The sequence below is a fragment of the Bradyrhizobium sp. SMVTL-02 genome, assembly GCF_051853005.1.
Lineage (GTDB): Bacteria > Pseudomonadota > Alphaproteobacteria > Rhizobiales > Xanthobacteraceae > Bradyrhizobium.
This window is the reverse complement of the sequence record NZ_CP182469.1, coordinates 3,005,138-3,023,707: the sequence shown is the minus strand read 5'-3', so window position 1 is coordinate 3,023,707 and position 18,570 is coordinate 3,005,138. Positions and strand designations below refer to the sequence as shown.

Genomic DNA, 18,570 nt, shown 5'->3' with positions numbered 1-18,570 from the left:
GCCTAGCTGCTGGAGCCTTGCACGGCATGCACGGGGACAGGACGGGTCAGCCGTGCCATGATCTCGGCACGAGCCCCGAACATTTCGGCGACGCCATCTCTGAGGACGAGAATCTTGTCGACGACTCCGATGGTCGCCGGCCGATGCGAGACGATGACAACCGTCGTGCCGCCTTTTTTCAGCTGCACGATACAATCCGCCAGAGCGGCATCACCTTCGGCATCGAGGTTCGAGCTCGGCTCGTCGAGCACGACGAGGCTTGGGCGGCCATAGACGGCGCGGGCCAGAGCAATCCGCTGGCGGAAGCCGCCGGACAGAATAGCGCCGCCTTCTCCGACCTGGGTGTCATAACCGTACGGGAGTCTCAGGATCATTTCGTGCACGCCGGCGAGCTGGGCGGCGAGGATGACGTCCTTGTCGCTGCCCTCATCGAAGCGGCCGATATTGGCGGCGATCGTATCCGAGAACAGCTCGATGTCCTGCGGCAGGTAGCCGACATGGTCGCCGATCGCCCGCTTGACCCAGGTCGCGACATCGGCGCCGTCCAGCCGCACAGCGCCCGCCGAGGGCGTCAGCACGCCGACAAGCTGGCGCGCCAGGGTCGATTTTCCGGCCCCGGACGGCCCGATGACCCCGAGCACCTCTCCTGCCTCTACCGCGAAGGTGACGCCGCGCAGAATGGGCTTGGAGCCGCCCGAAGGAACGAAGCTGAGCGCCTCCACCGAAACATGCCCCCTGGGCCTGGGCAGCGTCAGGCCGGCCTCGACAAGAGGATGGGTCGTCAGCAGCTCGCGAATGCGCAGGAACGCAGCACGCGCCGACACGAGACCGCGCCACGATCCAACGATCTGCTCGACCGGCTGCAGCGCGCGGCCGAGCAGAATGCTGGCCGCGAACATCGAACCGACGGTCGTGACTCGCTCGATCACGAGATATGCGCCCAAGCCCAGGATCAGCGATTGCATGGCGAGGCGCAGGAAACGGATCAGGCTCTGAATCGCGGCGGCACGGTCGCTTGCAGCGACCTGGCGCTCGAGCATCCGGTCGCGATCGCGACTCCAGCGCCGCAGCAGGCCGCCTGTCATGCCCATGGCACGCACGACCTCGGTGTTGCGCAGGCTCATTTCGGTGAAGTTGTAGCTGCGCGCGGCGGCTTCGTTCGATTCCGTGAGCGGCAGCTTCACCAGCCACTCGCTCAACAGCGCCATCAGCACCAGGAGGACCGAACACCCCAGCGCAAATGCCCCCAGGAACGGATGCAGGGCGAAGATCACCGCGATGTAGATGGGAGCCCAGGGCAGATCGAAAATGGCGTGGATGCCGGTCCCGGTGACGAACTGGCGAAACGTATCGAAATCCCGGATCGCCTGACTGCGGGCGCCGCCCGCGTTGGCCGATCGATCGATGATCGCCGTCATCACCCGCGAGGCGATGTTGCGGTCGAGGCGGACGCTGGCGCGGGTCAGCACCCTCGCGCGAACCGCGTCCAGCCCGGCCAGCGCCATGAACGCCAGCAGCAGCGCGATCGTGAGCATCAGCAACGTGATCTCGCTGGCGCTCGAGATCACGCGGTCATAAACCTGCAGCATGTAGAGCGGGCCGGCGAGGTACAGCAGGTTAATGGCAAGGCTGAAGATGCCGGCCGTCACGAAATAGCCCTGGCATGTCTGCAGCAGGCGCCGGAGCTCGTCCGGCCTTTTGAAAGGCGCACTCACACAATCCGGCGGATACCCCGCCCCCCATCAAAAATGACCGCCGCAGCGACAACGGCCGGCTGAATTAAAGATCTATTGATAGCCGTTACAATTCTTGTCCAATCGACAGCGTGTCTAGCACAGTCATCAGGCCCCGCGAAATGATCCTCGCTGGAAAGGTAAAGGTGCCCGTAGAGATACGGGCTTCCCGCGCGTTTATGATATTTATCTCGATTGAGCGCTGGCCTAAATGCGGCCGGACCGGCTCGGATTCCCGCAGCGCAACGTGCTCGATCCCGAGCGGCGCTTCCCTTATTTATGCGCCTTTAGCGCCGTTGAAGAGATTGGGAAACCTGGACGGCCGTCGTCCCCGCTCTGGAACCGCTGATCCCGGTTTTACCGCTCAATTTACCTACCTTTGGTTTGGTCCCGTCATCCGATCGCTCTTGGGTACCGCCCCCTGCGCCAGCAATGCATCGGCGCTCTTGGTGAGTCCGCCAGCCAATTGTTTCGCTGCGTCCGGCGAGAACGCGTAACCGGCCTGGCCTTCCAGCCGGTGATTGAGGATGAAGAGCACAAGGCCGCGGCCGCTGGGGTCCGCGGAAATCGTGCAGTTCCTGGGGATTTCGAACCTCACCTCGTTGGCCTTGTCGGTCGCGCCCGGCGTGATCTGCGCCGCGGCTTCAGCGCTGGGGGCGACTGCTTCGGAGGCAAGCGCCGCTTCCCCGCCGTTTGACGCGGCCGGCTGCGCCCCGCCGCGCACATTTGTCAGCGCCGTGATCAGATCGTCGACGCAGTCACTGGCAAATCTCAGCTCCAGTGCGCCGGTATATTTGCCCGTGGTCTGGACAATGAATTCCTTCTTGTCGTCCGACATGGTGGCGGAACCCACCGCCGCAATCCTGATCGCCATGAGCTTAATGCCTCGAAATGTGGCTGGGGCCGAGTTGGCCCTCCTGCCCGACTATGCGCCGACTATACTGCCTAGGACGGCCTGGGACAGCATCTCTCCGCCGGTCGCCCGAAAATCGGGCGATGGATCAACCTTGGCGCATCCGCCTTGCTGCTTCCAGACGAGCGACCTAGGATAAAGCCATGTTACAGTCAATTCGCATTGCACCACTATGAGTATCAATCCCGCTTCCCGGATCATTGCAGAGTTGCGGCCGAAGTACGAGCTCAAGATCGACCTCGACGAGCGATGCTTCCTCTTTCCGGCCGGCAAGTCGGTCAGCCAGCTGCTGTTGCTATCGGACGGCCACACCATCCTCATCGACGCCGTGTATCCGTTCAACCAGGCGCGCACGCCACCGCGGCTCGCATCGCTTGATCTCGACGATGCCAGGGAGTTCGGACGGCGGCTGGTCGAAGCGGTCCATACGGCGCGCACCCAGCTGGTGGGCACGAATGGCATCAGGATATCCATCAACGTGGTCGCCAATGGATATCACCTCCAGTTTGGCGACATGAACGCAGCGACCGAACTGTTTCTCGGCACCGGCTGCATCTGGCGTGTCTGCCAGGGCCTGCTCCGCATCGTCGACCTGATCGCGCCGATCGAATCCAACTGAAACGCTGCCGCCGCGGGCGGTGCCGCTTCACGACGCGGTCTCGACCAGCGGTTCCAGATAGCTGCGGTGCAGCGTTTGCGGATGCTTGTGTCCGTCCAGAAGGACCCGCAGCGCGTTCTTGGTCTGGGCAAAGCCGATGACCCGTCCCGTCCTCCCGTCCAAGCGCTTGCTGTGCTTGCCGAGGGACTTGACTCGGAAGCGGCTGCCGATCGCAAGATCCAGCACGAGGGCGTCGTTTTCATTCATGGCGGTCAACTCTTCATCCAAATGTCTTGCAGACAGGGTCACTCAGGTCAACCTACGCGCTACGCTTCTCCACGAGACTGCTGCAAAGCCGGCGATCGTCCTCCGACATGCCGGGCGGCGTCTCCCCATATTTGAAATAGGCCAGGATATGCGCGAGACGGGCAGCGTGCTCGATGGCGCTTCGCCTTTTCGCACGCTGCCAGGCAGTGCGCTGGTGCCCACTCATTGCGAGCTTTGTGGCAGTCTGCACCTCCATCGACAACACCGAGATCAGCATGCTGCGATCGACATCGACCAGCGAATTCAACAAGACCTCTACGTCACGCATTCCGTTCAGTCCACATCCTGCTTGTGCCGACTACACATGGAAGGTGAAGTCGGCCGCCTTGAGGTTCGACGCCACGGTGTTCTTGAGCAGAATCGAGTCGTTGGCATCGAGCGTCACCACCGTGTCGTTGAGGCTATCTGCCGCCGAAGCCCAGGTTACGTTCGTGAACTGACGAATGTCGAGCCTGTCGATCCCCTCCATGAAATCGGTGATCATACGAATCAGGACGCCGGTCGTGTTGAAGACCTGGATGGCATGCACCAGACCGTCGCGCTGATCGATGACGGAAACCGAAATCTTTCCGTCGGTCGCCGAAACATCGAGGATCACAGCCGTGCCGCGAATCCCGATCGTGGCGCTGGGTGTTGCGACCCGCATATCACCGGTCTTCGAAACTTGTCCCGTCACGAAGCTGGCGGCGCCCTGGACCAAGGTTATCAGCGAGCTGTTGGACGTGCTGTTGGCATCATAGGTCAGTTCGTTCACCATGAACCGCGCAGTGGCGGACAGATTGAACGTCGAACCGTCGTCGAGCACGAGACCGAGGGTCGAGTCGCTCCCCGTCTGCACGACGTCGTTCTGGTAGACCGCATCACCGACGTTGGCGACGATCGTCACGACGTTGCGGACAATGCTCGCGCTGCCGGTCATCTTGACGACATGGCCCACTACCTTGCCGCTCGCCGCGGGCGCGCCGGCTTGCGCCAAGTGGGGGTGTCCCGTCAGAGCATCGACGACGCCGGGGTCAAGGTGTGCGCCTTCGGGGAAAACGAGCAACGGGCGGGCGTGATCTCGGAAATGGTTTGGCACGATGACACGATGGAGCTGATCCGAGAGGATCAGGTCGACGCCGCTGCGCAGGAAATCGCCGGAGAAGAGAAGGTGCGCGTCCGGGATCACAACTGCAGCGGACGGCATCTCCGCCAACGCGTCGTGCCCGAATTGAAGGGATTGGTGCCCCCAGCCGTTCGGCAAAACTCTGTCGGTGTGGTTCAAGACGCCACCGTAAATTGTTGAAAAAGAATAAAATTGTTTTTAAGTACCATTATGAAGTTCCAGAGAAAAGTGGCGACGAACCGCCTGCCCGAGTTTTCTGCACCGTAATTAATTCAGCCCGCGACGGCGTAAAAACCGCGACGCAAATCCGCGACAGGCATCTGAAAATATTACCCAATTCCAATACATGAAAGTTGGATTTGGCGTTTATCCGAAAGCAGTCTCCGGCTCGCGGAGCGCGGGGCCGGAAGACGGCCCGGAGCCCGATCGCGGCCCGCCGTCGAGGAGAAACGGGATTAAACCTGGCCAGCCGGTTTTGACGACCTGCCATCAGACTGCCGCGAGCACTCCAGAGAGAGCCTTCGGCCTGCGTCGGCACGCCGCCTGCCTCAAGGCGCTGTTTCCCAGTCTCCCGTCCGCCCTGTACAAGCGAAAGAAAACCGGTTGCTTCACGCGCCCGCTCGCTCCTAGGATAGCCGCATCCCTCGCCTCGCCGCGCGGCGACGGGATCGAGAGTGCCGGAGCAGAAGCTATGCCCAAGGCGGAAAGCTTGTCGATCGACAAAATTCGCGTTCCGACCAAGAGCAAAAAGACGCTCGACCCCGGGCTCGTTCAAAAGATCGCGGAAAGCATCCTGGAGATCGGACAGCGAGTTCCCATTTCCGTTCGCCCCGATGATGATCAGTTCGTCCTGGTCGACGGACTGCATCGGCTCGAGGCCTGCAAGGCCCTTGGCGAAATGTCCGTCATCGCTGTCGCGGTCGCGGCAGAGAGTTCTCAGCCCAGGAAGCTGCTGTCCGACAGCACCGAACTGGAAGCCGAGCGCAACAAGATGGCCCGGCTGAAGCAACTGCGCCTTGAAAGAGAGGCGGCGGCAGCAGCTGCACCGGCGAAACCCGGTTTGAATCGGCAACCGGAACGAAGCACTGGGGCGAAGCCGGCCGCATCATCGGCGCGAACCGCCCGGACGGCAGCAACTTTGGGACACAGAACGAAAACCCTGTCCCAATGGATCGCTCAACAGAAAAGCGACGGGGGCCGTTATTGACCCTTCGCCGCGCTGTCCGAGCGCCAATTGGCGAGCCTGTTGCTGCAACATGGGATTTGGCCCGGACAATCTCTGGCGCAGAAATGGGGCGCCGATCCCCGGAAACATCGGCGCCCCTCGACGCGCAGCTTTTGATTGCTCGCCCGAGCGCGCTATCAGTGCTTTGCCATCGCTGCCAGAATAGGGCCCGCTTCCGCGTCCTCGACGCAGGGAGTGACCGTGAGCTCCATGACATTCGCCCATTGTGCGTACCACTGGTACATGGCCTTGGGATCATTGCTTTCCGAGATGGCGAAACCTTCGCCATTCATTCCATGCCAACGCCCGAGCATCTTGACGCCCTCGGGCGGCGCTCCGCCGGTCTCCAGGAATTTCTTGATCGCTGCATCGATCGAGCTTGGCGGAATTTTCCAATGCGAGATGTACTTCATCAATGCTCTCCCATTTAAAAATGCGCTTCCTTGCCTGTACGGCAGTGCCCAGTCAAACACGAAGCGATGACGCTGCAAAGGCCCGCACCTTGCTCGAGCATGGGCCTCTGTCGGTCGACGCCATTTCCGGCGTGTTCTTGGACGTTTCCGGGGACTAGCTAATTCAAACGATTGGCTCTTCGCGCAACGGCGCATTTGGCGATGGCAGATCCGCGCAAACCGTGCCGCCCGGCGTCGGGCCGGATCTTCAGCCGGGCATTGAACCAACATCCTTACTGGATGAACCAGCCACCGCAGCGGCAGGCGCGACCGATAAGGCGTCCGAGGCTCGTGCCACGCAGGGTTGCCGACGCGGTCTTCGCGGTCATCCAACCGTCGCCCTACTCGAACGCGACGATCTTCCGACCAGGGACTTTCGAGGTTTGACCGCCCAGCATGCCTCTCTAACGCGAAGGCGGGATCAACGCTCGCAGGATGTCCGCCTTCCAGGCCTGGCGCGCGCTGTCGAAGGCGGCGAAATCATGGTCGAACTGCCAATAGGCCCATGACCAGCCGAGCCGGTCGGCGCTTCTCGCCACGTACGACAGGTATCTCGCGCGACTATCGGTTGGCGCGCGCTCGTACACGCCGAACTCACCGAGATAGACCGGGCGCTTCTCTTTCTCTGCCCAGAGGCTGATCTTCCCGAAATCGGCCGCGGCCCGCGCTTCGTCATCCTGTGAGCCCCAATCCAGCGGACCGATCCGCGAGAACGTCGGGGACCACGGTGCTCCCTGATGCGAGAACCGCAAGGGCGCGTAATAGTGAAAGGTGACGATGAGGTTCCGGTCGTCGGCCGGCAGAACCAGCTCTTCGACCGGATTGTCATCGACGTTGAGAACGGCGGCAACGATCGGCCGCACGGGGTTGGTGTGGCGGATGATTCCGAGGCATTCGTTGAGCAGCGAATTCCACTCGGCCGACGTCATCCGTCCGCCCGGCTCGTTCAAGACCTCGAAAACCAGTCTCGGATACTTGCCGGTATAACGCTCGGCGATCTGCCGCCAGAACGCCTTCAGCTTTTCCACGCATCCAGCCACGTCACTCTGGCAGACATGGGTATCGTGCTCGTCGAGAACGGGAACGAGATTGCGCGCGAGAACCTCCTCGATGACGGCATCAAGCCGCCTCAGGACGATCTCGTCCAGGACATTACCCGGCCCCATGAACTTGAAGCCGAAGAAATTGATCCTGACATGCGCGAACCCGGCCTTCTTGATGGCCGTCAGATTGTCGAGGCGGAACGGCGCATTCTGACCGCCTTCCCAGATCCCGTCGTAGCCGAGAACATTGATGCCGCGCCCCAGTTTCGGCACACCATTGGAAGCCTGCGCGGCACCGACAGATGGAGAGCAGAGCGCCGCGACGAAGAGAAAGCCCGCCGCAAGATTGAGACTCTTCGGCCAGCGAGCACGGATGAAGGTCATCTGCTTCCATTCCAGAGGCTAGAAATCTGTCTGTCGTACCGGTCTACACGTCGCAAAGAAGAACCCGACCAGCAGCACCGACGTGAACATCGTCGAGCGAAGGAATGTCGTCTCCGTGAAATTGGTCTGGAAGCTCAGAACGACAAATCCGATGATGAGGGCGCAGTGCGACCGATCGATCGACTGTGCTGAGATAAGATGGAGCATCTTGTTCGAGAACAGAAGGACGCTTCCTGCGAACAGCATATACCCGAGGAATCCCGTCTCGATCAGGATGGCGATGTAGCCGCTGTGATAATTGTCCAGCACCCAGCTGTGGTTCTGCTCGAAATAATCGTAGATCGACGGAATCGTCCAGAAGCCGTTGATCCCGAATCCGAGCAGCGGGGCATCGTCAAAATGGCTTATCGCGTAGTGCCAGATGAAGGTCCGCTCGGTGAAGTCGATGCTCGCGTCGCCGATGTGGATTGCATCGTATCCGGTCGTGTAGAAATAGAGGAACAGCGCGCCGGCCGCCAGGCACATGACCAACGGCAGCACCGCATAAAGCCGCATGCAGGTGACCGACCACATCGAGGTCACGAGCAGCGCGCAGGCGGCCAGCGCGACCGCACCGGCACCTCGCGATTCCGAGGCAAGGACGCATGTCGACGCCAGAAGGAATGCCGCGAGGAAGGCCGGCCACGCCTGCCCCCTCATCTTCAGATAGCACGCAAAGAACATCAGATAGGCGCCGACGAAACCAAGAGTCTGCTTCGATTCATAGATGCCCTGCCATTGACCGCTGTGCATCCAGCTGTGATCGATCCCGATGTCGGGAACAGCGACCGCAAAGAAGGCCGATGCGGCGACCAGGACGAAGAGTCCTAGGGCCGTGGCTCCTACAATCTCGTCCAGGTCGATGCGCGTGACGAGGCAGAAGGCGCCAAAGGTCGTCATCGCGAGCGCCGCACTCTTCATCAGCGCGGCAACATTCAGGCTGGACCAGAACACCGAGGTGACGGCGAAGCCGTAGAACGCGACCAGCACGATCATATCGGGGTTGAACTGCAGACGCAGGCGCGGCGGCACGAACGCGCTTGCATAGATCAAGACGCCCCACATCAGGATCGCGGCGGCCTGCTGCAGATAGGTCAACTCCGCCGGCAGCAGCCCCGGGTTGAGGGTGCCCATCGACGCCATGACATTGACGGTGATCGAACAGCGGATTGCGGCGCTGGCAATCCTCTGGATGCCAACGCTGCGCGTGTGCCAGATCGCGCTCTCGGGTACCCCGGAGTCGGCATCGCTCTGTAGGCTGGCCATGGGCCGACCTTGCTTCAACGCGGTTAATTGTTCGCTAGCGCGGGTCGGCCTCCACGTCCGAGTCCCCCACGCCCCGTTAAGAATTCGGTAACGATACGAACCAAGCTCTCTATCTGGGACAATCCGGACGAAGGTATTTCATCCTGGCGCAGCGGACGTTCCACCGGCATCGGTTGCGATCCACGGCTTCGGAGGGTCCATTAACCCTCGGGGTTTTTTCGACATGCTAGGCTGCCGCCGATATCGTAATGCGTTCCTTCAGGGGAAGTTGCCCCTTTGACCTCAATGATCGAAACAATCCTCCAGTTTCTGCGGCGTGATGTAACGCGCGGTGTCGTCGGGACCATCCTCCTCAAGGTTGGTAGCGGCACGCTTGCGTTTGCATTGTTCTCGCTGGCGGCGCGAACAATGTCGCCGGATGGATTCGGCATCTTTGCGACCTGGCTCTCGGTTTCCCAGATCGCGGCCGTCGTGGGACTGGTCGGGCAGGAATCGCTTCTGGTGCGCTTCCTGAACGAGTACCGGGTGAAAGATCGGCCCGATCTGACCAAGGGCGTGTTGCTATCGAGCCTGGGGGTATCGGCCGTCGCGATGCTGGTTGCGATCGGCGCGATCGCGATCGTGGCGAGCATGAGAGGCGATGGATGGCTGCTGATCGTCGCGGTGTCCGCCTACACCGCGGTGAGCGCAGGACTGATGCTCGGCAGCCAGGTCGCACGCTCGCTGGTCAGCATTCTCATGGGGGAAGGAAACAGGGAATTCTTCTGGCGGGTCGCCGTCGTCCTGTTCCTGCTCGCCGTCTTGTTCGGCCACCGACAGCTCGATCCTGCCGAACTGATCGCCGTGATAACGATCGCGATGTCGATTGGTCTGGTCACGCAGATCGCTGCCGTTGCACAAGCCCTCCCGGATTTTCGGGGCACGGTGGCCCGGTCCGAGACGTCGCGCTGGAGATCGAGCGCACTTCATTTCTGGATCGCGTCCATCCTGGAGGCGGCAAACCAGTCTTTCGACGTCATTCTGGTCCACTGGATGCTCGATCCGGCAACGGCCGGAATCTATTTCGCCGCCTCCCGCCTCGCCAACATCTTCGCCATGCTGTCGGCTGCCCTGTACAGTTTTGGCGCACGCCGCCTTCCTTCGCTGTACTTCAGCAAGAACCATCGGGAGTTCGAGCAAACGTTGAAGCTCATGGCGGAAGTGACCGCGTTCTGCGTGGTCAGCGGACTGCTGCTGATCTGGGTCGGCGGTCCACATCTTCTCAATCTGTTCGGGCCTCATTTCGCGGCACAGCACTGGGTCCTGATCGTGCTCGCGATCGGAACGGCCGTTCAAGCAGCGGGCGGTCCTTCTGCGGCGATCCTGCAGCTGACCGGTCACGAGCGCATCTATGTCCCCGTCGTCGCCGCGAATGTCGCGCTGCGGCTGGTCGGATTCCTCGTCCTGATCCCCTGGCTCGGCGTGCTTGGCGCCGCGATTTCGGCGACCGCCTCGCTAGCGCTTGCGACCATCGCGCTCAACATCCTCTGCCGGCGGCGAACCGGCGTGGATCCATCCATTCTGGCGTTGTTGCGCTTCTCGGCATGGAAGCGCCGCGCCTATGCTGTCCGCGCTGCCGAGCCCGGCGAGTAGGCGCCGATCAACCGGCGAGGCCCAGCACTTCCCCCCGACGTCGCGCAGTCGCCGGATCGGCCGGCACATGATTGACGACGATCCCGGTCGGCACACCACCGAAGCCCGAGAGTGCGGCCGTTGTCCGGCGCATTGCGGCTGAATCGACCACGTCGTCGCGCGCAACCAGCATGACGAGATCGGCATGCGCGGCAAGCGCCGCCGCCTCCGGCTGCAGCGCCAGCGAGGTCGCATGAATGAGGATCAGATCGAACTCCGAGCGAATGTCATCCGCAGGCAGCGGCTCGGCCTTCCTGCTCGCGCCCAGAAGCGCATCGACGCTGCGGACGTTCGCGATGCTCACACCGTCGGCCTGTCCCTTGGCAAGACCGGTCCCGGCACCGCCGAGGTCAGGCTCCACTCGGATCAGGACGCTCAGCTTCCCCCTGTTCACCGCCCACCGGTTCAGCGATCGCGCGACGGTGTTGCCGCCGGCACGCTTGCCGACCGACATCACGAGCACGACCTTGCCCCTCGCTCCCGGGAGCCTCTCCAGCCTGTCGAACACCGGACGCAGATGCGGACCGAGATCGAGCTCGGCTGTCGCGGACACCGGGCTCTGCCAGATGTTTCTGGGCGCATCGCCGGGCAACAGGTCGGGAATGCGGGCCCACACCGGCGGGCGCGGCCAAGCCGCGGGCTGGCGCGGCGCCGGATCGGTGGCACGAACCTCTTCAGCGGGCTCGTCGGATCCGCGCGCGGTCGCGGCAACGACCGCCGTCGATGCCAGCAGCGAGCCGATCGCGAGAGCGGCGAGCAACAATGGCAGCGGCGGCAGGGTCGAGCGCAGCGGCGGAATGGCGGGCGAGGCCACCTTGGTCTGGGAGCTCTGCAAGAGGCGTTGCTCGTTCGTCGTCTTGGAGCGCGAAAGGAACTGCTCGTAGATATTCCTGTTGGCCTCGGCGTCGCGTTGCAGCTCCTGGAGCTTCACCAGGGCCTGGCCATCGACAAGGAGCTGCGATTCAGCCGCCTTCATCTGGCTTTCGAGGGCCTTTTGCTGATCGCGCTGGGACTCGTATTCCGACTTTGCGGTATCGACGCCCTTGGCCCGCTCGACCTCGATCTGCCTGTTGAGATCGTTCAGCTGGCTATACGACATCACGAGATCGGGATGGCGATCGCCGAGCACCGCCCGCTTCTGCGCAATCTGGTCGTTGAGGGCCGATCGCTGGGCGCGCAGCGCGCTCAGGAGATCCTGCTTGGCGGGCGCCTCGACATTCGCCTTCACGTCGCGCTGCGCCTGCTCGTAGCGGGCCTTCGCCTCTTCGGTCCGGGCCCGGGCGGCGGCAACCTGCTGCGACAGCTCGGTCACGCGCAATTGCTGGGTCGTGGAATCCCTGCCGGCGTTGACGATCCTGTGCTCGAGCTTGAACGCGGCGACGGCGTCCTCCGATGCCTTCAGCCGGTCGCTCAATGTCTTGAGCCGTCCACTCAGCCAGTCGGCGGCTTCATCAGTCGCCTCGCTACGGATGCGGCTCTGGCTGGCGACGAACGCCTCGGCGATCGCGTTGGCATAATAGGCCGCCCGCTCCGACCGGTTGGAGGTGAAGCGGATGGCGATGACGTAGGTGAGCCCGCGCCGTGAAATATCGAGACGCTTGCGAAACCGCTCGAGCAAGCGCGCAGGGTCGGTGTGCCCCCCGGAAATATCCTCGTCGTCGCGAACCTTGAGCTGCTCGATCAGGGGCTTGAGGAAACCATCAGACTTCGCCACTTCGACGAGGCTCTGCAGTGCGGCGCTATCTTGCCCGATGCCGGGCAGAACGTCCTGGTCCGCAGTCACGCGCTGCTCGCGGGGATCGACGACGACCAGCGCGGTCGCGGCAAATCGAGCCGGGATCACCAGGAGAACGACGACGCCGAGGCCGAAGATCGCCAGCGCCAGCGTCAGGATGCGGCGAGCATTGTCGCGAAGGAAGGAGAACGCGCCTGCGGCCGTGAGCAGGCCGCCAAGACGCGCGGCCGTTCCGCGAGGCTTGTCGGTCGATGCGGTCCCAGACTGCCACGACGCGGCGACATCGGTCGATCCGGAACTTGTCGGGTCTGCGCGGCGACCGAACGTCATGGACTTTACTCGGATTCAACTGGCGAACACTGTTCAGTGGCCTGCTCCACCGTAAATATCTGTGGTTAATCGGCGGTTACCCGCCCCTCGCGCGACCCTCACCATTGGTTAAGGCGCGCGTCACGCCGTGACGAAACCGGTGGAAGTCCCGTTTGCTCGACGCCGTTCCGGCGCTGCGCGCATTAACTCCGTTTGTTGCTAGTCGGTGTCCGCGAGATGCTCGCATGATAGGTACGGGGTTAAGACGGTGAACGTTTCATTAGCAGGTCGGCCTTCGTGCTCCATTACCCACCAGGCGCAGAACTGGGCGATGCACCGAAGCTGCCGTCCACCGCAGCAGCACTCGCAAGTCCAGACAGCGGTGCAGCGATGCCGCACGTGCTTCTCGTCCAGACCCAGGCCGAGAACGCCGGTGCGCAGGAGATCTCCAGGCTGCTTGGCGCCGGTCTCGCCGCGCGCGGCTACCGCGTCAGCAACCTGTTCTTCTTCCGCAAATCGGAGTCCTTCGACGAACCGCCGGATACACTCTATTGCGCGGCGCGCCGGCCGGGAAACCCGCTGGCACTCTTGCGGATGCTGTGGACGCTCGGCCGTCATATCAGGACCACAAGGCCCGATGCGGTTCTGACCTTCCAGCATTTCGGCAACGTCATCGGTGCAGCCGTATCACGTCTCGTCAGTCGCGCACCCGTCGTCGCCAACCAGGTCTCGTCCGCGCTGTCGATGACGCGGCCGGTGCGCACGGCCGACATCGTCATGGGCAGCCTCGGCTTCTTCGACCGCATCACCCTCAATTCGCAGGACATGCAACGCGAATATTTGCGCTACCCCGCGGCATACCGCTCGCGCATGGTGCATGTCCCGCACGGCTTCGACGACAAGGCCCCCACCCTCTCCGGAGAGGCTGCGCGCGCGAACTTCAACCTGCCGCAAAACTGCACCCTGCTCGGCTGCGCCGCGCGGCTGCACCCGCACAAGCGGCTCGATGCGGCGATACGTCTGTTGCCGGAGCAGCCGTCCTGGCAGCTTGCGCTGGCCGGTCAGGGCGCCGACGAGGCCCGGTTGCGGCGGCTTGCGGATGATTTGAAAGTAGCGGACCGGTTGCATCTGCTCGGCGAAATCACGCCGCGCCGGATGGCGGACTTTCTCGCCTGTCTCGACGTCTTCGTGTTTCCGACGCAGGCCGAGACCTTCGGCCTCGCTGCGGTCGAGGCCGCGAGCGCCGGCGTTCCCTCCGTCGTCACCGATCTTCCGGTGCTGCGCGAGGTGCTGTCCTTCGAAGGAAAGCCGGCCGCACTGTTCGTCGATGCCGCCGATCATGCGAAGCTGTCGACGGCCGTCTCGAAACTGCTGACCGACCAACCCTTGCGCGATGAGCTGCGACAAAACGCCAAAGGCCTGAGGTCGCGCTATTCGGTAGACGCCATGGTGGAGGAATACGTTCGAATTCTCGGCCAAGTCATTTGACCTGACAGGTTGGACTAGATGGGCTCGACATGATCATCGAGTTTCGCTGTGAAATTGAGCATGCGCGGCGTTGGATGGACCGCGAGACGCTGTCGATCGACGGGCGCGACGTTCCCGTTCAAATCGCCTGGACGGCGACCGCAGAGCCGCGGTTCGCAGGTCTGGACATGCTGTTCGAGCTCGAACGCATCGTGCTGCACAAGGGCAAACACGGCGCCGCCTCCAGGCTGAAGATCATTCCGGAGCGAACACAGACTCGCACCGGCACGGCCGACGTGATCGTCGATTTCACGGGCGGAGTGCGAGACCCAAACTGTCCTGCCCGGCTATATCTCCGTCCGCGGTTCAACGGAGTCTCAGGCGAGAACGCCGCACTCGCCGCCATTCTCGCCGGCGACCTGCCCGTCATCGAGATCGTCAACGAGGTCGACGGAGCAATCCTCGATCGCGGTCACCCATCCGGCGAGATGGCGGCCGGTCTCAGCGGCGCGCTCGAAACCCTGATGGCGCGGACCATGACCATGGTGACCGCGATCCTGTCGGGACGGCCCCGAATCGTGCCGCAGCTTGCCCATCCCGCCACGACGACGAGCCAGCGCGGCCCGGCTGGTTACGTCGCCCGCGGCCTCGCCATGTCGATCGCCAAGGAGATCTATCGCCTCTGCTGCTACGCCCCACACTGGCACGTCGGGTGGCGCTTCAACGACGATGCAGGCGTCTGGCAGACGGGAGATCTCTCAGGCCCCGGCTGGAACGTGCTCGGCGATCCCGGAAACCATTTCTACGCCGATCCCTTCCCCATCACCTGGCGCGGACGAACATTCGTCTTCTTCGAGGATCTCGATCACCGCGTCGGCAAGGGAATCATCTCGGCCATCGAATTCGGCGACAGCGGGCCGATCGGTGAGGTCATGCCGGTGCTCGAAGAGCCCTGGCACCTCTCCTATCCCTTCCTGATCGAGGATGGTGGCGAGTTGTGGATGATCCCGGAGAGCTCGCTCAACGGTGACGTCGCCCTCTACAAATGCGTGCGGTTTCCGGACAAGTGGGAGCGGCACGCGACCCTGCTGTCAGGCCTCGAGCTTGCCGATGCGACGATCACACGGCACAACGGCCTCTCCTATCTGTTCGGCGCCTGGCGCGACGGCACCGGCGGCTATTCGGATTCGCTTGCGATCTACTACGCCGAGCACCTGCTCGGCCCCTGGCGGCCGCATGCCAGCAACCCTGTTATGATCGATCGCGCCAGCGCGCGACCGGCAGGGAACTTCGTCACCATCGATCGCAAATTGTGGCGCCCGGTGCAGGACTGCGCCGAAGCCTACGGCGCGGGGCTGGCGCTGGCGGAAATTATCGAACTATCACCGACGACGTTCAAACAGATCGTCCGCCGCTCCCTCAAGCCCGGACCGTTATGGCCCGGCCGGAAGCTGCACACGCTGAACCGCTGCGGCCGGCTCGAGGTGATCGACGGATCGCGCGTTCAGCCCAAGACGCGCGCTTTCGTCCCGTCACGGGCGCATTCCTCGCCTGAGCGCGAGCGACGTTCGATCCGCGCGGGATTCGTGGCAGACAGGTGAGAGCGACGCCGTGATGCCGCGGTCGCGAATGCTGCGGATCAATTCGACGAACCGGTGCGTTTCCGAGGCGTTCATGCCGGAGACGGGCTCGTCGAGCAGCAGCATCGACGGCTCCGCCGCGCTCGGCTTTAACACCGTTCCCGGACATGCGGAGGTGCTGGCAAGTGCCTTCCGTGGTCCGGGACCGCACACCTTCTCGCCGGGCCAATCCATCGAGGGCGCCGAGCCTGGCGACGTGCTGGAAGTGCGCGTCCGTCCTGGCTATCGAGCTGCGCTGCGGCGTGACGCAGCTGGCCGACGGCAACAAGGGCATTCACTGCGTGCTGGCGAAATCCCGCATGCCGCGGGGGGCATGACCAATGCCGCCGTGCCGATGGGCGGCGTCATCGTCAGCGGCAAGGTCCATGACGCGCTGACGCAGGGGCCGGACAACGCGATCGGGCTGTTCCACGGCTACATCTATTCGGCGCATCCGCTGGCCTGCGCGGCGAGTCTTGCCGCGCTCGATGTGTACCAGGATTCCGGCCTGTTCGAGCGCGCCTGCCGCCTCGCGCCGGTGTGGGAGAACCACGCGCATGGCCTGCGCGATCTCCCTCTCGTCGTCGACATCCGCAACATCGGGCCGCTCGCCGCGATCGACCTGAAGCCGCGAATCGAGTCCGGGCTGCGCATCGTTTCAACCAAGACTCATTCCAGCCTTGGTGGCGCCGCCGGGTCTCATCCCGCCGGCAACGCATCGAGGTGACACGCCACCCATTGCTCGTCTCCGGCTGCGCGGAGCATCGGCTCCTCGGTCCGGCAGCGGTCGAACACGAACGGGCAGCGGGTGTGAAAACGGCATCCCTTCGGCGGATTGATCGGGCTCGGCACGTCGCCGCCGAGGATGATCGGATTGCGCTGGGCGCCGGGCTCGGGCAGCGGCACCGCCGAGAGCAGCGCCTTGGTGTAGGGATGCCTCGGCGCGGCAAAGATCTCGCGGCGCGGCGCCACCTCGACGATCTTGCCGAGATACATCACCGCGACGCGATGGGTCATGTGCTCGACGATGGCGAGGTCATGGCTGATGAACAGCAGCGCCAGGCCGAATTTCTGCTGCAGGTCCTGGAGCAGATTGACGACCTGCGCCTTGACCGAGACGTCGAGCGCCGAGACCGCCTCGTCGCACACGATCAGCTCTGGCTCGGCCGCGAGCGCCCGCGCGATGCCGATGCGCTGGCGCTGGCCGCCGGAGAATTCATGGGGCCGGCGGTTCAAGGCCTCGCGCGGCAGGCGCACGGTATCCATCAGCTCCGCGACGCGAACCTCGAGATCTTCCTTGGACTTGGCGAGGCCGAAATTGCGGATCGGCTCGGCCAGGATATCGCGCACGCGCATGCGCGGGTTGAGGCTGGAGAACGGGTCCTGGAACACCACCTGCACGCGGCGGCGCATCTGGCGCATCGTGCTCGGATGCGCATCGTCGATGCGCTGACCGTCGAGGATGACCTGGCCCGAGGTGATCTCGAACAGGCGCAGGATGGCGCGGCCGACCGTCGACTTGCCGCAGCCGGACTCGCCGACAAGCGACAAGGTCTCGCCGCGCGCGATCTCGAACGACACGCCGTCAACGGCATAGACGAATTCGGACTTGCGGTTGAACAGGCCCTTGTTGATCGGAAAATGCTTCTTGAGGTCGTTGACCTGGAGCAGCGGAGGACTCATGCCGCGATCGCTCCCTTGGCAGCGTAGTGACAGGCCGCGATGTGGCGCGGGCCCTTCTCTTCCAGCCCCGGCGCATGTTGGCGGCAGAGATCGGTCGCGAGCGCGCAGCGCCCGGCAAAGACGCAGCCGGTGATCGGCTTGCGCAGATCAGGCACCTGCCCCGGAATCTCGGCGAGGCGTGTCGCCGTGCCGGCGAGCGAGGAGCCGAGCTTGGGCACCGCGCCGAGCAGGCCCTGCGTATAGGGATGGCGCGGCGAGCGGAACAGCTCGGCGACCGGCGCCTCCTCGACCTTGCGGCCGGCATACATCACCATGACGCGCTCGGCGATCTCGGCGACGACGCCGAGATCGTGGGTGATCAGGATGATGGCGGCGCCGACCCGGCGCTTGAGATCCAGCATCAGCTTGAGGATCTGCGCCTGAATGGTCACGTCGAGCGCCGTGGTCGGCTCGTCCGCGATCAGGAGTTTTGGATTGCAGGCCAGCGCCACCGCGATCATCACGCGCTGGCGCATGCCGCCGGAGAGCTGGTGCGGATATTCGCGCACGCGCCGCTTCGGCTCGGGAATGCCGACCAGCGTCAGCATCTCGATCGCGTGCGCCTCGGCGGCCTGGTTGTCGAGGCCCTGATGGATCATCAAGGTCTCGCGGATCTGGCGGCCGACGGTCAGCACCGGATTGAGGCTGGTCATCGGCTCCTGGAAGATCATTGAGATGTCGTTGCCGCGGATCGCGCGCATCTCGCGGTCCGACAGCTTCAGGAGATCCTTGCCGGCAAAGCGGATGCTGCCTGCGATCCGGCCCGGCGGCTCCGGGACCAGCCGCATCAGCGACATCGAGGTCACCGACTTGCCGCAACCGGACTCGCCGACGATGGCGAGCGTCTCGCCCTCGTTGACATGGAAGGACACGCCGTCCACCGCGCGGTTGATGCCGCCGGGGGTGCGGAAATGGGTCTGGAGGTTCTCGACTTCGAGCAATGCCATTGTGATCAGCCCCGC

General features: G+C 63.5%; 17 protein-coding genes and 1 pseudogene. 6 read left to right on the top strand and 12 right to left on the bottom strand.

The window, feature by feature from the left end; translation table 11 throughout:
- Positions 1 to 2 precede the first annotated feature (2 nt).
- Together ACNJYB_RS14055 and ACNJYB_RS14050 are read right to left on the bottom strand one after the other, a co-directional pair.
- Positions 3 to 1,715, bottom strand: a complete 1,713-nt coding sequence (locus tag ACNJYB_RS14055) for a type I secretion system permease/ATPase (RefSeq protein ID WP_439374506.1) — start codon at positions 1,713 to 1,715, stop codon at positions 3 to 5.
- A gap of 391 nt (positions 1,716 to 2,106) precedes the next feature.
- Positions 2,107 to 2,607 carry a hypothetical protein gene (locus tag ACNJYB_RS14050; protein ID WP_439374505.1) on the bottom strand — a complete coding sequence of 167 codons (501 nt, stop codon included), beginning with the start codon at positions 2,605 to 2,607 and terminating at the stop codon, positions 2,107 to 2,109.
- Between the two features lie 211 nt (positions 2,608 to 2,818).
- Between ACNJYB_RS14050 and ACNJYB_RS14045 the strand changes: the two genes are divergently transcribed.
- Entirely contained in the window at positions 2,819 to 3,265 is a 447-nt protein-coding gene (locus ACNJYB_RS14045; RefSeq protein WP_439374504.1) for a hypothetical protein, read from the top strand.
- Positions 3,266 to 3,292: 27 nt separating this feature from the next.
- On the opposite strand, the gene ACNJYB_RS14040 is transcribed toward ACNJYB_RS14045, so the two are convergent.
- From ACNJYB_RS14040 to ACNJYB_RS14030, 3 genes are read right to left on the bottom strand one after another with little or no spacing between them, the layout of a single operon-like run.
- The gene (locus ACNJYB_RS14040; protein WP_439374503.1) at positions 3,293 to 3,520 is read right to left on the bottom strand and encodes a hypothetical protein; all 228 of its coding nucleotides are present in this window, start codon (positions 3,518 to 3,520) and stop codon (positions 3,293 to 3,295) included.
- 43 nt (positions 3,521 to 3,563) lie between these two features.
- Entirely contained in the window at positions 3,564 to 3,839 is a 276-nt protein-coding gene (locus tag ACNJYB_RS14035; RefSeq protein ID WP_439374502.1) for a hypothetical protein, read from the bottom strand.
- A 30-nt stretch (positions 3,840 to 3,869) separates the two neighbouring features.
- The gene (locus ACNJYB_RS14030; RefSeq protein ID WP_439374501.1) at positions 3,870 to 4,835 is read right to left on the bottom strand and encodes a FecR family protein; all 966 of its coding nucleotides are present in this window, start codon (positions 4,833 to 4,835) and stop codon (positions 3,870 to 3,872) included.
- A gap of 532 nt (positions 4,836 to 5,367) precedes the next feature.
- On the opposite strand from ACNJYB_RS14030, the gene ACNJYB_RS14025 reads away from it, so the two are divergent.
- The gene (locus ACNJYB_RS14025; RefSeq protein WP_439374500.1) at positions 5,368 to 5,883 is read left to right on the top strand and encodes a ParB N-terminal domain-containing protein; all 516 of its coding nucleotides are present in this window, start codon (positions 5,368 to 5,370) and stop codon (positions 5,881 to 5,883) included.
- Positions 5,884 to 6,038: 155 nt separating this feature from the next.
- Here the strand turns inward: ACNJYB_RS14025 and ACNJYB_RS14020 are convergent, their stop codons facing one another.
- The 3 genes from ACNJYB_RS14020 to ACNJYB_RS14010 all read right to left on the bottom strand — a co-directional run bounded on the left by ACNJYB_RS14020 (position 6,039) and on the right by ACNJYB_RS14010 (position 9,085).
- On the bottom strand, positions 6,039 to 6,314 hold the full coding sequence (locus ACNJYB_RS14020; protein WP_439374499.1) for a DUF3303 domain-containing protein: 276 nt from the start codon (positions 6,312 to 6,314) through the stop codon (positions 6,039 to 6,041).
- A 443-nt stretch (positions 6,315 to 6,757) separates the two neighbouring features.
- A complete protein-coding gene (locus ACNJYB_RS14015) occupies positions 6,758 to 7,780 on the bottom strand; it encodes a glycoside hydrolase family 5 protein (RefSeq protein ID WP_439374498.1) in 1,023 nt (340 codons plus the stop codon).
- A gap of 18 nt (positions 7,781 to 7,798) precedes the next feature.
- The gene (locus tag ACNJYB_RS14010) at positions 7,799 to 9,085 is read right to left on the bottom strand and encodes an O-antigen ligase family protein (protein WP_439374497.1); all 1,287 of its coding nucleotides are present in this window, start codon (positions 9,083 to 9,085) and stop codon (positions 7,799 to 7,801) included.
- Positions 9,086 to 9,370: 285 nt separating this feature from the next.
- On the opposite strand from ACNJYB_RS14010, the gene ACNJYB_RS14005 reads away from it, so the two are divergent.
- Positions 9,371 to 10,717: a lipopolysaccharide biosynthesis protein gene (locus tag ACNJYB_RS14005; RefSeq protein ID WP_439374496.1), complete on the top strand. Its 1,347-nt coding sequence runs from the start codon at positions 9,371 to 9,373 to the stop codon at positions 10,715 to 10,717.
- A gap of 7 nt (positions 10,718 to 10,724) precedes the next feature.
- Here ACNJYB_RS14005 and ACNJYB_RS14000 read toward each other — a convergent pair whose 3' ends face one another.
- Entirely contained in the window at positions 10,725 to 12,821 is a 2,097-nt protein-coding gene (locus tag ACNJYB_RS14000) for a GumC family protein (protein WP_439374495.1), read from the bottom strand.
- Between the two features lie 276 nt (positions 12,822 to 13,097).
- Here ACNJYB_RS14000 and ACNJYB_RS13995 point away from each other — a divergent pair, with 276 nt between their 5' ends.
- Together ACNJYB_RS13995 and ACNJYB_RS13990 are read left to right on the top strand one after the other, a co-directional pair.
- On the top strand, positions 13,098 to 14,288 hold the full coding sequence (locus ACNJYB_RS13995) for a glycosyltransferase family 4 protein (protein WP_439374494.1): 1,191 nt from the start codon (positions 13,098 to 13,100) through the stop codon (positions 14,286 to 14,288).
- A gap of 29 nt (positions 14,289 to 14,317) precedes the next feature.
- Entirely contained in the window at positions 14,318 to 15,868 is a 1,551-nt protein-coding gene (locus ACNJYB_RS13990) for a glucosamine inositolphosphorylceramide transferase family protein (RefSeq protein WP_439374493.1), read from the top strand.
- Here the strand turns inward: ACNJYB_RS13990 and ACNJYB_RS13985 are convergent.
- Positions 15,869 to 15,988: pseudogene (locus ACNJYB_RS13985) on the bottom strand (ABC transporter ATP-binding protein); the annotation flags it as partial.
- On the opposite strand from ACNJYB_RS13985, the gene ACNJYB_RS13980 reads away from it, so the two are divergent.
- On the top strand, positions 15,942 to 16,613 hold the full coding sequence (locus ACNJYB_RS13980; RefSeq protein WP_439375819.1) for an aminotransferase class III-fold pyridoxal phosphate-dependent enzyme: 672 nt from the start codon (positions 15,942 to 15,944) through the stop codon (positions 16,611 to 16,613). The pseudogene ACNJYB_RS13985 and the gene ACNJYB_RS13980 sit on opposite strands and share 47 nt — an antisense overlap.
- Here ACNJYB_RS13980 and ACNJYB_RS13975 read toward each other — a convergent pair.
- Together ACNJYB_RS13975 and ACNJYB_RS13970 are read right to left on the bottom strand one after the other, a co-directional pair.
- A complete protein-coding gene (locus ACNJYB_RS13975) occupies positions 16,586 to 17,569 on the bottom strand; it encodes an ABC transporter ATP-binding protein (protein ID WP_439374492.1) in 984 nt (327 codons plus the stop codon). The two genes, ACNJYB_RS13980 and ACNJYB_RS13975, sit on opposite strands and share 28 nt — an antisense overlap.
- A complete protein-coding gene (locus ACNJYB_RS13970) occupies positions 17,566 to 18,555 on the bottom strand; it encodes an ABC transporter ATP-binding protein (protein WP_439374491.1) in 990 nt (329 codons plus the stop codon). The genes ACNJYB_RS13975 and ACNJYB_RS13970 overlap by 4 nt, the downstream gene beginning before the upstream one ends.
- Between the last annotated feature and the right edge of the window lie 15 nt (positions 18,556 to 18,570).

Bases quoted from the DNA above. Each gene is read 5' to 3' on its own strand.
- ACNJYB_RS13990 (WP_439374493.1), top strand. From the start codon at position 14,318: ATGATCATCGAGTTTCGCTGTGAAATTGAGCATGCGCGGCGTTGGATG.
- ACNJYB_RS14000 (WP_439374495.1), bottom strand. From the start codon at position 12,821: ATGACGTTCGGTCGCCGCGCAGACCCGACAAGTTCCGGATCGACCGAT.
- ACNJYB_RS14025 (WP_439374500.1), top strand. From the start codon at position 5,368: ATGCCCAAGGCGGAAAGCTTGTCGATCGACAAAATTCGCGTTCCGACC.
- ACNJYB_RS13970 (WP_439374491.1), bottom strand. From the start codon at position 18,555: ATGGCATTGCTCGAAGTCGAGAACCTCCAGACCCATTTCCGCACCCCC.
- ACNJYB_RS13975 (WP_439374492.1), bottom strand. From the start codon at position 17,569: ATGAGTCCTCCGCTGCTCCAGGTCAACGACCTCAAGAAGCATTTTCCG.
- ACNJYB_RS14045 (WP_439374504.1), top strand. From the start codon at position 2,819: ATGAGTATCAATCCCGCTTCCCGGATCATTGCAGAGTTGCGGCCGAAG.
- ACNJYB_RS14005 (WP_439374496.1), top strand. From the start codon at position 9,371: ATGATCGAAACAATCCTCCAGTTTCTGCGGCGTGATGTAACGCGCGGT.
- ACNJYB_RS14050 (WP_439374505.1), bottom strand. From the start codon at position 2,607: ATGGCGATCAGGATTGCGGCGGTGGGTTCCGCCACCATGTCGGACGAC.
- ACNJYB_RS14015 (WP_439374498.1), bottom strand. From the start codon at position 7,780: ATGACCTTCATCCGTGCTCGCTGGCCGAAGAGTCTCAATCTTGCGGCG.
- ACNJYB_RS14035 (WP_439374502.1), bottom strand. From the start codon at position 3,839: ATGCGTGACGTAGAGGTCTTGTTGAATTCGCTGGTCGATGTCGATCGC.
- ACNJYB_RS14020 (WP_439374499.1), bottom strand. From the start codon at position 6,314: ATGAAGTACATCTCGCATTGGAAAATTCCGCCAAGCTCGATCGATGCA.
- ACNJYB_RS14010 (WP_439374497.1), bottom strand. From the start codon at position 9,085: ATGGCCAGCCTACAGAGCGATGCCGACTCCGGGGTACCCGAGAGCGCG.
- ACNJYB_RS13980 (WP_439375819.1), top strand. From the start codon at position 15,942: ATGCCGGAGACGGGCTCGTCGAGCAGCAGCATCGACGGCTCCGCCGCG.